This is a genomic window from Fibrobacter sp. UWB15 (assembly GCF_900177705.1).
Classification (GTDB): Bacteria; Fibrobacterota; Fibrobacteria; order Fibrobacterales; family Fibrobacteraceae; genus Fibrobacter.
This window is the reverse complement of the sequence record NZ_FXBA01000013.1, coordinates 57,928-71,752: the sequence shown is the minus strand read 5'-3', so window position 1 is coordinate 71,752 and position 13,825 is coordinate 57,928. Positions and strand designations below refer to the sequence as shown.

General features: G+C 42.1%; 13 protein-coding genes. 4 read left to right on the top strand and 9 right to left on the bottom strand.

Translation table 11 applies throughout. The features are described 5' to 3' along the window. The first annotated feature begins 151 nt into the window (after nt 1–151). Nucleotides 152–457 carry a hypothetical protein gene (locus tag B9Y58_RS13545; protein WP_073057966.1) on the top strand — a complete coding sequence of 102 codons (306 nt, stop codon included), beginning with the start codon at nt 152–154 and terminating at the stop codon, nt 455–457. A gap of 129 nt (nt 458–586) precedes the next feature. Here B9Y58_RS13545 and B9Y58_RS13540 read toward each other — a convergent pair whose 3' ends face one another. The 5 genes from B9Y58_RS13540 to B9Y58_RS13520 are packed head-to-tail and all read right to left on the bottom strand — an operon-like array spanning nt 587 to nt 6,063. Continuing rightward, nucleotides 587–2,191, bottom strand: coding sequence for a toll/interleukin-1 receptor domain-containing protein (locus tag B9Y58_RS13540; RefSeq protein ID WP_085534944.1), 1,605 nt, complete (start codon nt 2,189–2,191; stop codon nt 587–589). A 3-nt stretch (nt 2,192–2,194) separates the two neighbouring features. Beyond that, a complete protein-coding gene (locus B9Y58_RS13535) occupies nt 2,195–3,883 on the bottom strand; it encodes a potassium channel family protein (RefSeq protein WP_073057970.1) in 1,689 nt (562 codons plus the stop codon). Between the two features lie 4 nt (nt 3,884–3,887). Beyond that, nucleotides 3,888–4,361 (bottom strand): DUF1353 domain-containing protein, encoded by a 474-nt coding sequence (locus tag B9Y58_RS13530; protein WP_073057972.1) that lies wholly within the window; start codon nt 4,359–4,361, stop codon nt 3,888–3,890. Between the two features lie 28 nt (nt 4,362–4,389). Further along, nucleotides 4,390–4,770: a hypothetical protein gene (locus tag B9Y58_RS13525; RefSeq protein WP_073057975.1), complete on the bottom strand. Its 381-nt coding sequence runs from the start codon at nt 4,768–4,770 to the stop codon at nt 4,390–4,392. A 9-nt stretch (nt 4,771–4,779) separates the two neighbouring features. Beyond that, a complete protein-coding gene (locus B9Y58_RS13520) occupies nt 4,780–6,063 on the bottom strand; it encodes a hypothetical protein (protein WP_073057977.1) in 1,284 nt (427 codons plus the stop codon). A 139-nt stretch (nt 6,064–6,202) separates the two neighbouring features. Here B9Y58_RS13520 and B9Y58_RS13515 point away from each other — a divergent pair, with 139 nt between their 5' ends. The 3 genes from B9Y58_RS13515 to B9Y58_RS13505 all read left to right on the top strand — a co-directional run bounded on the left by B9Y58_RS13515 (nt 6,203) and on the right by B9Y58_RS13505 (nt 10,233). After that, nucleotides 6,203–7,726: a hypothetical protein gene (locus B9Y58_RS13515; RefSeq protein WP_073057980.1), complete on the top strand. Its 1,524-nt coding sequence runs from the start codon at nt 6,203–6,205 to the stop codon at nt 7,724–7,726. A 71-nt stretch (nt 7,727–7,797) separates the two neighbouring features. After that, nucleotides 7,798–9,534: an AAA family ATPase gene (locus B9Y58_RS13510; RefSeq protein ID WP_073057982.1), complete on the top strand. Its 1,737-nt coding sequence runs from the start codon at nt 7,798–7,800 to the stop codon at nt 9,532–9,534. Nucleotides 9,535–9,606: 72 nt separating this feature from the next. After that, nucleotides 9,607–10,233, top strand: coding sequence for a GNAT family N-acetyltransferase (locus tag B9Y58_RS13505; RefSeq protein WP_073057984.1), 627 nt, complete (start codon nt 9,607–9,609; stop codon nt 10,231–10,233). A gap of 130 nt (nt 10,234–10,363) precedes the next feature. On the opposite strand, the gene B9Y58_RS13500 is transcribed toward B9Y58_RS13505, so the two are convergent. From B9Y58_RS13500 to B9Y58_RS13485, 4 genes are all read right to left on the bottom strand, one after another. Next, nucleotides 10,364–11,158, bottom strand: a complete 795-nt coding sequence (locus B9Y58_RS13500) for an IS3 family transposase (RefSeq protein WP_073057986.1) — start codon at nt 11,156–11,158, stop codon at nt 10,364–10,366. A 26-nt stretch (nt 11,159–11,184) separates the two neighbouring features. Beyond that, on the bottom strand, nt 11,185–11,709 hold the full coding sequence (locus B9Y58_RS13495; RefSeq protein WP_073057988.1) for a helix-turn-helix domain-containing protein: 525 nt from the start codon (nt 11,707–11,709) through the stop codon (nt 11,185–11,187). 70 nt (nt 11,710–11,779) lie between these two features. Next, nucleotides 11,780–12,487, bottom strand: coding sequence for an exodeoxyribonuclease X C-terminal domain-containing protein (locus B9Y58_RS13490; protein ID WP_199220984.1), 708 nt, complete (start codon nt 12,485–12,487; stop codon nt 11,780–11,782). Between the two features lie 30 nt (nt 12,488–12,517). After that, nucleotides 12,518–13,753 (bottom strand): RipA family octameric membrane protein, encoded by a 1,236-nt coding sequence (locus B9Y58_RS13485; protein WP_073057992.1) that lies wholly within the window; start codon nt 13,751–13,753, stop codon nt 12,518–12,520. Nucleotides 13,754–13,825 lie beyond the last annotated feature (72 nt).

Sequence of the window (13,825 nt, the reverse complement as noted above, 5' to 3'; positions counted from 1 at the left end):
ACTCCTTAAACAACCTCGCTCCAATGGAGTATCGGTTGATGAGAACCGGGTGATTTTGTATACTTTAAACCAGTCCTAAAAATGGGTAGCTGACAGGAGCACTTCAACCAGAAATCCTCTGTATTATAGAAATATATGTTCCCCAGAGATAATGAGAAAGCTGTATGAACTTGATAATGAGGGCTTTATAAAAAAAGAAGATGGAGTTTGTTCTTTTACGGACAAAGATTCTTCATTGCAAAAAGGGCGATTGAAAATTGTGCACCCCTTTCTCTTTATTAGATTGAAAGAATCTGTTAAGATTGATTTTAATGTTGCGGTTTATGCTGATAATTTGGTTTCCCCTATTAATGAAAAGTGCTCTATAAATTATATTGTAGAAAAGAAAAAAATTAGTTTAGGCGATATTATTCCTGATATTGATGAATTCGTAAAAGAAGAAAGTATTTCTTTTTAGTTGATTGTATGTATAATTAGAAAATGCTCTTCGGTATTTTTACCGGAGAGTATTTTTCATAATTATAAACAATATGGATGCGGTTGATTGTGCAAATATATGGAGAAGATAGCCTTTGAGGCTCTTCCATTAAATCTCTCTGTCGTCCCAATCGAGCATTATTATGTCTTCGTCTAGATTATGCCCTGTTGCATATTTTTTAGGCAGACGTTTGAAATTTAAGGAATATTTGTCTCTTAGATGTTCTATAAAATCGTCAATTTTGGATTTTTCAAAAAATAATTTTTTAGCCCCCCAAATACCAAATCCTGCTAATGTTGGAGCGAAGGGGATTGCGAAAGTTAATGTGGCTGCAATGGCGCCACCTCCAAGAATTGTACCGAGCGTATTTCCTGGAATTGCGGAACGAATGTTGTCTGATAGTTTGTCGATAAAATTATCGTTTTTCCCAGAGAAAGAACCGAAGTAATAAGAAGTATTACCTAGTCGTTTCATTTCAATTTTTTTGTCGTGATAGTCAAATGTGAGTGTTGTCTCTAGCTTTTCTTCGTCTTTTTTCGTAGACGAGTCTGTGGAATTATGGAATCTTGTAATCTTTGTGGTTGAGGACGGGGACGTAGATATGTGCCTCCATAAGTCAGTCTTTGGTTTATAATTCTTTTTTAAGAAATTGTTTTTGTTGTTAAGATATTTTATATCAAATTTATTGTCTTTATTTGAGTCTATAAATAAACGAAGATTATCCCAATTTTTATTGTCTAATGGGATTTTTTCGTTAAGAAGTTCAGAAAGATATTCTGAATAAAAGTCGTTTGAGGAACCGTTCTTTGAATAACTCTCAATGGCTTGCGATAATGCGTTAATGGCGTCGTCATTTTTCGCTGCATCTTTGTTGTTGTCTTTTTTTTCTGCTAAAGTTTGAAGAAGTTCTAAAAATTTTTCTGAATAAAGGTCGTTAGAGGTGTCTTTTTTTGAATAATTCTCAATGAATTGAGATAACGCGTTAATAGTGTCATCTTTTTTATCTGCAACCTTGTTGTCATCCTTTTCGGATGTGTTTAAGGAACCGAAAAAACTTTTTTTGATGGAATCAGAAGAAGAGTTGAATTGGTTAGATTGCTTATTCTCGTTATTGCTTGTTGTATAGATTGTTTTTGAAGTAGATTTTTGTGGGTTATTGAATCCGTAAGATGTTGAGTAACTAATAGAATCAGATCTATTACACTGGGAATGTGGCTTTTTAGTGATGTATATGTATTTGTCATTTTGATTGCGGGCTATTGAATGACTTGTTCCTGTACTTGTACTTATGCTTCCATTTTTTTGCTCTTTATTTAAACCAAGCCACTTGATAAGATCTCGTACTAGTTTTTTGTATTGGTTAGAATCTTTTATGTTGATTGAGTCTATGCTTGCATAGCGAAATTTGGGCCATCCCTTCATTTTATCGCCGTTAATAATAACAGGAACTAACTTTTTTTCGCTGTCTTCAGAATAGGTTGCTTCTTTTTCAACCCATTTTGAATTAATAATATTATCGGAATACATGAGTAAAACAATTTCTGCTTTGTCTATGGCATTGATGATGATTTTTTCGTATTGTGCGCCGCATTCAACGCCGTCTAAATCTATCCAAAATACATCGCCAACATCTTTTTTTAGTCTTTCAACTAAAGGAAATACTATTTCCTTATCATCACGGCTATAACTAATAAATACTTTTTTCTCATCCATAAATCATCCTTCCTTTTCACCATCAACAATATAATCAGTATTGTTTATAAATATAACATCCTTATTTTTCTCGTCTTGTGGCAAATCGTCATAAGGCATTATATCTTTGTGCTCGTTAATTCCCATAAGCAATATAGATATCATCCAACGGCGGTGTTCTGCGTCGCAATGATCTTCTAGACTTGCAGACTCAAAACTCTTGCGCCGTAATATCATTGCGTTTGCGCAATACATAGAGGAATTTTTGTGAGCTTCGCTCAATTTATACCATTCCGATTCTGCGTCCGCTTGCTGGATTTTTGGATCTAAGTGGGATTCGTAAATGTAGTTTGCTCTTTGTCCGCGTTTTACGCGTTCCGTGTCAACATACTTTATGTTTCCGCATTTTCCGAGAAGGTATATTTTTCCGCATTTGTTGGATTGATTTAATTGCCGAATGATTTCATCACTGCTTTCATTCCAATATAGGGCTATGTTTGCTTTCCCGTAAACGATTTGTGGCAAGTGCATTGTCGTTGCGATGGCTTCACTTGTGTTTTCGTGGCAAACGCAAATGGAAAGTTTCTCGTTTTTATTTTCAATGATGTTTGTCAGCAATTGTTTAGCTAATTCGGAATCGTCATAAGTGTCTACGAACTGCCATTCGATATCGAGAAAATCGCCCTTGCTAGCATTGGGCTGGTGGATATTTTTTGTGCCCTGTGAATCTATGTACGTGTACCTAGACAAATCAAAAAGTCCGGGCCTGGCAGCTTTTAGAGAATCCATCCACTTTTTGCAGTTTTCATTGATGAAGGTTATGCAAGTCTTTAATCCAGTACGTTTGAAATTTGCATAGTGGCTTACTTGGGCTACGGTATATGCGACAGCTTTGGCCGCATTGCCGGAACCGAATATTACGACATGTGAGCGGTAGTCATCATTTATTTTAATTAGCGGCAAAAAGTCTTTTTCAACCAAAAGCTGTTCTACCATAAATTCCTGCTCGTTGAATATATCAACAAGCAAATGGTTGTAGTTTGGTTTCGTTTTTAGACTATAGAATATTTCAGATGTTACAAGGTCGCTTAATGTTAAGTAGCAATGAATTTTTCTAGAAGAATTTTTAAGTATGTCGTTCAACGATTCAAGACAGTGAAGGTTTCTTGGGTCGTGATTGGGACCATCTTCACCTATAATATAGATGGCTTTGCATTGGTCTGCTCGAACGGACCTTAGAACATCCTTGTCGTCAAAGTCTCCCTTATAGTAAATAAAGTCGTCGCAAAGGTCTAAGTCTTGACTTGAAACAACTACAATGCGTTTTTTGCCATCTTCTTTTACTGCGCTGAGAATGCCTGAAAGCTGGTGCCCTGCACCGAGAATTAGAATATGATTTTTTACACGGTAGCGGGTTTTTCCGGAACGTGCCGCGTCTGTAATGTTGTCAAATATGTTTGTGAAAACGCTAACCAAAAGCGATGAAAAAACAAAAAAGCCAAATATTGCAAAAACCAGGCGAATACCGGCGTTTGTTTTGGATTCGGCGAAGGAACTGGGATCCAAAAACAGGTTGGTCATTTCTATCCAGGTAAAATTGTCATCTTTGCAAATGGTCAGGCCTAATATAAAGGCAATAGTAGAAGCTGCCAATAAAACTATTAGCTGGCGGCCATTGCTTTTGGCAATTAAATTAAAGAACCAACGTTTCATGATTTTATCTCGTTTTTTCTAAGACCTTTAATGAATACTTTCGCGAATTGTCAACGGAGTAATCGTTGTCTATCATGTAGGATTTTTTGCCGAAAAGTTTTAGCGCGATGAAAATGAGTTTGGCCTTCCATTTTTTAACGTTGGCAAAAATGAGCATTTGCTCAAGAAGTGCATCGGCAAAGGGCTTTGGGATTTGGTGGCTGCGCTCACCATTTTCTGTGTACATGGGTGTATAAGCAATATCGTGGCAAATATAGGCCGCTTGCATTAGGTTGGTTCCGAATTGTTGAATAAAAATATCAACGATGGGACCACCCGATCTAAAGTCCGTTACAAAGCCAGGAAGTATCGTGTATTCGTATATCTGGGTGTCCGTGAATACTTTGATAACCAGCTTCTTTTCCATACGGAAATAACGGTCGCCGGCAATCGTTACGAGAATAGGTGGATTCTCTATTTCAATGTTTTCCAGTTTCATAGTATTACTAAGACTTGATATTGCGTTTTTACTGCTTGTCACTTAGTGAGTCAATGACTTCATCTTGTTCGTTAATATGCTGCTGTTGTCGCCTTATGAAATCGTCTTTTGCTTGGTCACTTTCTCTCCAACGGTTGGCGTCCTCTTGATGCTTGGCGTTCATTTCGTCAAACTTTTTAGAATCAGTTTCAGCCTGTTCTGCTCGGCCTTTTTTTTGACCATCGTGTTCGCCCGCTTTGTAGATGTGGCTTGTGATGGGAGCGTCTTCGCAGACCGTTTCCTTAAGGTCCTTGAAAATAGTCTTGAATACATTCTCATGATTTGTTCTTGCTTTACGAATGATTCGTATTGCATACATGCTAGGATTGGAGTCGTTGGCTATCTTTTTTAGAAAACGTGCAAAACCCATAATTAATCCCTATATGTTATAAATGTTGTCTTTGCTCATTACGATTCGTTCCCATTCGCCGAATACAAACTTGTCTCGGATTTCTTGGATGAATGCGATATCGGTGATGAGCCTGTAAATTGTTACAATGAAGCCGCCAAAGTCAAAGTTCTTCAAAGCGGATTCATCGCCATTGTATGCTCTCATTGCCGTTTGGATTACATCAGATGCTGTTGCGATGGTGTTGGAAAGTAAGATGATCTTTCGTGTCCTGATGCTATAAAGTTGTTGGTCCCCGTCTGTATTGGGGTTGTAGAGTAATGTATGCAAGAATCCGATGATTTGATTTATGGCGATTGCTTGTGATGCTGATTTAATGGTTTTTCCTACAATTTGAAGTTTATCTGTTAAATGCAGATAGTCAATGCCTTTAGAATAAATTTTGTAGGCCTCTTCGGGGGCAATTGTGCTTAGAAAGGGGATTGGCAATCCGGCCTTGGTGTATTCGTCAGAAGCTAGATGTAAGCCTTGAGCAAAAAAGGCTGCTGCGAGTCGGTGCCAGTCTTCTTGGGTGCTTTCAAAGGAATCAGCGAACATTCCTGGCGTGCTGATTCGTTCTTTCCAACAGAAGTTGGAACCCATGTCGACACTATATGTTTGAACCCAGGGAATGGGAAGTTTTTTTTCACCTAATTCATATTCGGGTGTAACCGTAATGGAATCTGTCAGTATATTTGCTGTCCCGAAAATCCAACCGAGAATAGGATCGTGCCCTAATGTTTTTACTCGGTGCAAACTCCCGTGCATGTTAATCCCGTTAAATCCATCCCCAGAATGTCGGGTGGCGTCGTAGGGAACCTTTCGGGTGAATGCAATTTCTTGCCAGGAACGATAATTCTTTTTGCTCTTGACTGATTTCCAATCAGAATGCTCTTTTTTGTAAGCCTCGATCTTTTCTCGTTCCATTTGTTTAATTTTGGGATCGTTATGATCGAGTCTGTCGCTGTCTTTGAACGACTCCTGTATTTGGGGCAATAAGTAAATTCGTAGAAGTTGCAAAGATGTTGCCACTACAAGGAACGGAATGTCTTTTAAGCCCAGCGAGGAACCTTCTTCAAAGTCATTTTCTAGTCGATTAAGAATTGCATCTGCGCTGGATAGTACGTTTGTAACGCGCAGTTCTTCTTTTAGATTCTCTTGAAGCTTCTTGTGATTCTCCTCTGTTTTTTGCAAAATAGAATCTGTCTCGGCGGCTAGCGCCGCAGAGTTTTCTTTGATTCTTTTTGCTTTTTCAAGAGCTTCTTCTCTAGTCATACGCTTAAATATATGCATTTTTCTGCTGAAATGGCGGAAATGTTTAAAAAAGTTCATAATGTAAAAGGTTTTCGGATATATATTTCTTGAATAGGATTTGAATCGGTATCATGATTTGCCAAGAAGGAGGGCATTTATTATGGTAAAGAAGTCTGTTTCTAAAAATGGAAAAAGTGCAGCGAAAAAGGCCGGACTTGGTGCGGGGATAAATAAGGCTGCCGAGAATTATGCAGAGAATGTTGTTTTTTCTGCAGAAAGAGGGCATGGATTTGCTGCCGAAAAGGCGAACCATTTGCATGACAAGATTATGGGCAAAAATGCTAAACTTGTTGGTTCCGATAATGTGAAGAATGGAGCGGACAGACTTGTAGACGGTATCGAGATTCAGTCGAAATACTGCCGAACCGGATCAAAGTGCATAGAGGAATGCTTTGACGAGGCTGGCAATTTTCGTTACATAGCTAAAAACGGATCCCCGATGAAAATAGAGGTCCCTTCGGATAAGTACGATTCCGCAGTGCAAGCTATGGAAAATAGGATTAGGCGGGGGCAGGTTCCTGGAGTGAGCGACCCAAAAGAGGCGAAGAATATCGTAAAGAAGGGTGCCTTTACCTACGAACAGGTGAAAAATATTGCGAAGTTTGGTACGGTCGAAAGTTTGACCTACGATGCTGTCAATGGTATTTCTGTTGCGTTCACGTCTTTCGGTGTGTCTTCCATATTGACTTTTGCCACGTCGATATGGAACGGCAGCAGTGTTGACGAGGCTGCAGAAGATGCTTGCTTGGTAGGCCTGAAGATTGGTGGAATAACATGGATTAGCAGTGTGTTGAGTGCTCAGTTAGGCCGTACCGGGATAGAACAGGGGTTGCGCGGTGTAACCGATTCTGCGGTAAAGTTCATTGGGCCCAAAGCGGCATCACTTCTTGCTAGTGGAGGTGGCCGAACGTTGTATGGAGCAGCTGCGGCGAATCACCTGAGCAAATTGCTTCGCGGAAACTTTGTCACGGGTGTGATTACTACGGCTGTTCTTTCGTCCGTGGATTTTGCACGCGTGTTTAGCGGGAAAATGTCGGGCGCGCAACTATTCAAAAATGTTGCCAAGACGGCAAGTAGCGTTGCCGGGGGAACTGGTGGATGGATGGCGGGAGCAGCGGCCGGTGCTGCTGCTGGTTCTGTGATTCCTTTTGTTGGGACGGTTGCAGGTGGAATTGTTGGCGGTATTGCTGGAGCTTTATTTGGAGGGGCGGCCGCTTCAAAAGTATCTGGAGCCGTTCTTGACGAATTCATTACAGATGATGCAGAAGAGATGCTGGACATTGTTCAAGAAGAATTCGCAAGTATATGTACAGATTACCTGCTAGGAGAAAAAGATGCTGAGAAGGCAATCGATCGATTCAAAAATCGAGACATGCCCGACTTCTTGAGGGACATGTATGCATCTGACGATCGCGAAGACTTTGCTAAGCAAACGCTATTGCCCATTGTAAGGGATGTTGCTAAGTCAAGAAAGGTGATTAAGCTGCCTAGCGATAAAACGATTTTGGAAAGCTTCGGTAGGATAGCAGAGAATGGTGCTAAGGAAAAAGCTTCCAATAAGGCTTTTAAGATAAAGAGGCCTGCGGCAAATTCTTCTGTTAGGAGAAAAGTTGCGCATGCGTAAGTAACCTTTTGCCCACCCCCCCCTCTTGACATTTTTAACTTAATAAGTTAAATTAAGTTAAGGAGGTGGATATGAGCATCGGTGGCATTACATACAAGAAGATTAACGGCAAGCGGTATGCCTATTACCAGTGGTGTGAAAATGGCAAACAGCGGAGCCGTCGCGTCAAGGATGACGAACTGGAACTGCTCGTGGCGCAAATTGAGTTGGCCAAGAGCCAGGCGGCGCTCGGGCGTTCTACTGAATTGTCCGATGGGCGGGCGGTTTATTCGGCGCAATCGTTGTCGGCGTTCAAGACCGATGTAAAGACTGGTGTGTTGCTCGAAAATTTTGCTGCCCCTGTGAAGGATTTCAAGAAGCGTGAGTGTTTCGCGACTTTGCACGATTATGTCTATGGCGCGAATAACGATCGAGTTCTCGTGCTGTATGGGTTGCGCCGTACCGGCAAAACGACGCTTGTGCGTCAGCTGATTGGTGAAATGGATGCGACGCATCGCGCCAAGACGGCTTTTGTTCAGGTGAATGCGCGACATACTCTTGCCGATGTCAATCACGATTTGAAGTTATTGGAATCGCAGGGTTTTAAGTACGTATTTGTTGACGAAGTGACGCAGCTTGGTGATTTTATCGAAGGTGCGGCGCTATTTTCGGATGTGTTTGCCGTGGGCGGCATGAAGGTTGTTCTTTCGGGAACGGATTCGCTCGGGTTCGTATTTTCGGAAGACGAGCAGCTTTATGATCGTTGCATTCTGTTGCACACTACGTTTATCCCGTATCGTGAATTTGAGCGCGTGTTGGGTGTTGTTGGTATAGACGAGTTCATACGTTACGGCGGCACCATGAGCATGGGCGGCACCAATTACAACAAGGATGCGTTTACCTTTGCGACCAAGAAGGGCGCCGACGATTATGTGGATTCTGCCATTGCAAGGAACATTCAGCATTCTCTTAAGTGTTACCAGTATGGTGGTCATTTTCGTTCGCTCCAGCAGCTATATGAGCGTGGTGAGTTGACGAATGCGATTAACCGGATTGTAGAAGATATCAATCACCGTTTTACGCTTGATGTTTTGACTCGCGATTTTGCGTCAAACGACTTGAAAATTTCAGCGTCAAATTTACGCCGCGACAGGATGCACCCGACAGATGCTTTGGATAAAATCAATGCGGTGGCGGTTGCGCAGGAAATGAAACGCCTGCTCGAAATCATGGACTGCAATGAATGTTCGGTGGATATTGAAGACGCTCACCGGGTAGAAATTCGCGAATACTTGCAGATGCTCGATATGATTTGCCCGATAGACGTGGTGAATATGGCGTCGCTCAACCAGAACGCTTTTAGAACGGTCCTTGCGCAGCCCGGTTTGCGTTATGCGCAATCCGAGGCGCTTGTCCGTAGCCTTATGATGGACGAGGCTTTCAGGAAAATTTCAATTGAGGAACGTAACCGCATTATCGCGAGAATCCTGGATGAAATCAGGGGCCGCATGATGGAAGAAATCGTGCTGCTTGAAACCAAGATGGCGAGGCCGGACAAGCAGATTTTTACGCTGCAGTTCCCTGTGGGTGAATTCGACATGGTCGTATTTGATTCTGAAAACGCCTGCTGCGAAGTTTATGAAATCAAGCATAGCGACAAAGCTGTACCTGCGCAGTGCCGCCATTTGCAAGACAAAAAGAAATGCCATGAGACAGAATTCCGCTATGGCAAAATCAAGGGGCGGTACGTAATTTACCGTGGTAAGTCTTGCTGCTTGAATGATATTGAATACTTGAATGTAGAAGAGTACTTGAAAGGCCTTGGTTAATTTGCCGAATTTATTTATATTTGCCATGTACTTTTAACGGAGACTGGATGCTGTTTAGCATCTCTTGGTTCAATGAAAAATTACACTATCCGCACGGAACAACCGCGCGACTTTAAGACCGTCGAAAACCTTACCCGCGAAGCCTTCTGGAACGTGTACCGTCCCGGATGCACCGAGCATTACGTGCTGCACTGCTACAGGAGCGAGCCCGACTTTGTGCCGGAACTCTCGCTCGTGCTCGAAGTAGACGGCGAAATCATCGGGCACGTGATGTACGCGTGGTCGCACATCGACGCCGACGACGGGCGCAAAATCCGCATGATGACCTTCGGGCCCATCAGCATCCGCACCGACTACAAGCGCAAGGGATACGGGAAAACATTGCTCGACCATTCCATGCGAATTGCCGCCGAGATGGGCGCGGGTTGCCTCCTGATTTGCGGGAACATCGCGTTCTACGGCAAGAGCGGCTTTGTGGTCGCGAGCGCCAGGGGAATCCGCTACGCTGATGACCCCGAAAGTGACGCACCCTACTTCCTCTGCAAAGAACTGCAAGAAGGGTTCCTCGACGGAATCACCGGCAGTTACCGCGACCCCGAACCGTACTTTGTCGCCATGCGCAACCCCGAGGCATTCGAGAAGTACGATAAGGAGTTTCTGCAGAAGGAAAAGCTCGTGTTGCCTGGACAACTAGGCTAAAACGAACCTGCGTAGGGGAGGGCGCTCCCCTCGCTCCTGCCACATGTCATCCCCGCGAAGGCGGGAATCTCCATGCGTCATCCGCTACCCCTTCTAGTGAACCGACCCCAAAAAGTTGGACAGTTTAAAGTTAGGATAAAACTGAGTTATGAGTCCGGTATTGTACCGGGCTCATTCCGTTTAGGCGCAGTTTTATCCGGTCATTGTTGTAGTATTCGATATATTTTTTCAGTTCCCGCTTAAAGTGGTCCACATCTTTGAAGGTATTCGGATAGAGCAACTCGGATTTCATTATCCCGAAGAAGTTCTCCATCATGGCATTGTCCAGGCAGTTGCCCTTGCGACTCATGCTTTGGATTATGCCATGCTGTTTCAGCGACAGCTGATAGTTGTAATGCTGGTAATGCCACCCCTGATCGGAGTGCAATATCAGTCCTTTCTCTATTTTCCTTGACCCGTATGCCTTGTCCAGCATTCTAATGACCATCTTCAAGTTTGGATGGTCTGATATCGTATAGCAGACGATTTCGCCATTGTACATGTCTAGTATCGGTGACAGATAACACTTTTCCTCACCGATGTTTATCTGGGTCACATCGGTTGTCCATTTCTGGTTTGGCGCCGTTGTCATAAAGTTGCGGTTCACTATGTTCTTCGCAACCTTGCCTATTTCTCCCTTGTAGGAGTGGTAGTGGCGGCGCCTGCGGACATTTTTCAGATTCTCTTCCTTCATGATTCTGTACACGGTTTTGTGATTGATCGAAAAGCCCTCGCTTTTCAGCTGGATACTGATTCGGTTGTAGCCGTAGCGGCCCTTATGCTCCATGTGGATGGCCTTTATCCGGCTGCGTTCATCGGCGTAGCGGTCGGGCTTTTCACGGAGATGGTAATAGTATGTCGAGCGGGATAATCCGCTTGCCTTCAGGAGATGCTTGAGAGGGTATTCACCGCTCAGTTCGTGAACGACCTGGGCCCTATACCGAACATCTCGGCACTTTCTTCCTGGTCTAGGGCCTTTAATTTTTTTAGGTAGGCGACCTCGGCTTTCAAGTACTCGTTTTCCTCTCTGAGGCGCTCTAACTCGCCGGCTCCTGCTCGGATATTCTTCTTTTTAGGCATTCTTGGGAAACTCCCTCCTGGTTTCTTGTCCCGCAGATTCTTGTAGCCGCCTTGCCTAAACTTGCTTAACCAGTCTTTTATGGCGGAACGGCTTATATCATACTTGGCACATACCAGGACACAAGATAGCGATTTTTTTACCACATCGTCCACAGCCGCACATTTTACATTGAAGTCTACAGGGCGTCCTATGCGTGGTACCGTCTGGAACGTACCTGTCAGATCGTACATTCGGCAGCGGTGCTTGACTTCCCGTTCCGATATGCCAACTAGGCGAGCTATCGCCCTAGGCAACATACCCTCCTTGTGCAGGTCGAGGACTCTTTGCCATTCTTCTTCTGTGTGTATTTTTGTCATGCTAGCCTCTAAAGTTGTGTCTAACTTTTGGGGTTCACATCACTAGCGGGGACACCCCGCAACGCCCCGCTTATTGTTCCGGAGGTAGAGTGAATTCTTTCTTTAAGGATTCATATATTTTTATATAATCTTCATTTTTAGAAGCGAGCCATTCAAGATAATTTAAATCATTTTCTGCTATATATTTAAAACTCTTTCCGTTGTACTTTCCAAATGTTAGAATATCATCTGGAAGGATTGGCTTAATGTGTTTATTTCTTTCTTCAGTCAATTCGTCCATGTCAAATAAGAATTGTTCTGTGTTCTCGTTAGCCCATTTAATCCAATTCCAATCAGAAAGAACAACTTCAGATAAAGGTTTCCCCTTATGCTTGCCTTTTTCTAAAACATCATTAATTCTGTATACCTTGGCGGGTTCAGCGGTAGGTTCGCCAAGAATATCTAGAAGGACCCATGAGCCGCAAGCTGCACAGGGGATTGATTTCGGTTCGGTGTCGGTTTTTAAACACCAACTGATTTCTGGTTCGTTTTCGTATGCATCTGCTCGTTCACCGTTTCTATAGTGAAAACCATAGGCGTGGCCATACTTTCCACCTTTTCCACTTGGTTTTACTTCGTGGACTTCTACGAATTGTGATCTGTACCAATCGGATATTCTACCATCAGGAAATCTTTGTGCGCGAAAAGGTAAGGCCCTGCCTATGTTGTAATAGATAGAAATGAGACTGTTGCTAAGGCCTTTTTGGTTGATGGCTTTTATCTGTTTGAGGATGTTCATGATGTTTTTTTGTGTGTGGATATGAAAACGTTATGCGGATGGTGGTTGCGGAGATTTGATTGACGACTCGTTTTCTTTTTTTATACTAACACATCTCCCGATTATAACCATTAATGAACCAAGAATATAAAGAGCACATCTAATGTTTTGAAATGTCTCGTGTTGCTCTCCTATGCGATTGGGGGAATCCCATTTGGGCCAGAAGCCAAAATTCATACCTATAGTCCATTTGTATTGAGGGCATTTGACAGTTTCACAAATAGCTTGATTTGCCCGCCATATTTGATCTAATTTTTCGTTAATGTAATACCATTCTCTGTTGAATGAAAGAGTCTCTGTTTTTCGTTCTACAATTTCCCAGCCAAATGCAGATAGTAAAAGAGCTAACCCAATTACTTCAAAGTATTTGAAAAAAGAAAATTTTTTATTTACCGTGTTTAAAGTTTGTCCTGTTGGCGGTATTGTTGCGTGACTTTCTGGTGAAGTGTCGTCGTCTATTTGTCGCTGATCAAATGAATTGTTTCCTCCTTGACCGTTGCTACCCGTGGATCGAGCGTTCCAAATTAAAAACAAGAGCAAAACGAGCAAGATTATGATGATTGTGACGTTGTAGGTGTAATTGGTTAGTGTTAGTGCTTCTATAAAGACTACAATCCAAAAAATAATCATTGTTGCTGAAAGCATCATGTTAATTTTCCCTACGGAAAATTTGTAGGATTTCCAAGGGAGTAGAAAATTCTTACGTCCTTTATATGATTTTGTAGTTTTGTATAAAGGTCCCATTATTTCGTCTTCAAGAAGGTCTACATGGAATTCCCAGTTCTCTTGCCAATATTTTGATCCTTTGTTTGCTAAAAACCAACAAACAGATAAAAAAATTCCCAAGGCCGAAATTATTACTTGTAATTCATTTTTTAAAATTTTATCCATATTTTCGGCATCTGCAACTAAGAAAAAGGATGTGAACGCTAATGCGATGAACGCCCAAAAATATGTAGCACGTTTCCAATATAGCTCTATTTCAAATTTACGAGTGTCCAACGCCATTTCTAAAGCTTTTTCTTTTTTGCTTTTTGAAGTATCGCTGATAGGATTTCTTTGAATTGGGGAAGGGGATGGAGAAGGATTTCCGTTGGTGGGAGGTTCTTGATTTGTTGTATTTTCTTCGGAGGACGCGTTGCTGGTGGTCGTTGCTTGATTATTTATGTATAAATTTTCGTACTCTGTTTTTGTAGAAATAGATGCTTCTGATGTTGAAACTTTCATGTTTAATCCTGTAGATATGTATGAGTTTGTCCAAAAATAAAAAATTTTTTTTGACATTGTTGAATTTTGGTA

Coding starts and splice junctions, on each gene's coding strand:
- B9Y58_RS13545 (WP_073057966.1), top strand. CDS start 152: ATGAGAAAGCTGTATGAACTTGATAATGAGGGCTTTATAAAAAAAGAA.
- B9Y58_RS13540 (WP_085534944.1), bottom strand. CDS start 2,191: ATGGATGAGAAAAAAGTATTTATTAGTTATAGCCGTGATGATAAGGAA.
- B9Y58_RS13535 (WP_073057970.1), bottom strand. CDS start 3,883: ATGAAACGTTGGTTCTTTAATTTAATTGCCAAAAGCAATGGCCGCCAG.
- B9Y58_RS13530 (WP_073057972.1), bottom strand. CDS start 4,361: ATGAAACTGGAAAACATTGAAATAGAGAATCCACCTATTCTCGTAACG.
- B9Y58_RS13525 (WP_073057975.1), bottom strand. CDS start 4,770: ATGGGTTTTGCACGTTTTCTAAAAAAGATAGCCAACGACTCCAATCCT.
- B9Y58_RS13520 (WP_073057977.1), bottom strand. CDS start 6,063: ATGACTAGAGAAGAAGCTCTTGAAAAAGCAAAAAGAATCAAAGAAAAC.
- B9Y58_RS13515 (WP_073057980.1), top strand. CDS start 6,203: ATGGTAAAGAAGTCTGTTTCTAAAAATGGAAAAAGTGCAGCGAAAAAG.
- B9Y58_RS13510 (WP_073057982.1), top strand. CDS start 7,798: ATGAGCATCGGTGGCATTACATACAAGAAGATTAACGGCAAGCGGTAT.
- B9Y58_RS13505 (WP_073057984.1), top strand. CDS start 9,607: ATGAAAAATTACACTATCCGCACGGAACAACCGCGCGACTTTAAGACC.
- B9Y58_RS13495 (WP_073057988.1), bottom strand. CDS start 11,709: ATGACAAAAATACACACAGAAGAAGAATGGCAAAGAGTCCTCGACCTG.
- B9Y58_RS13490 (WP_199220984.1), bottom strand. CDS start 12,487: ATGAACATCCTCAAACAGATAAAAGCCATCAACCAAAAAGGCCTTAGC.
- B9Y58_RS13485 (WP_073057992.1), bottom strand. CDS start 13,753: ATGAAAGTTTCAACATCAGAAGCATCTATTTCTACAAAAACAGAGTAC.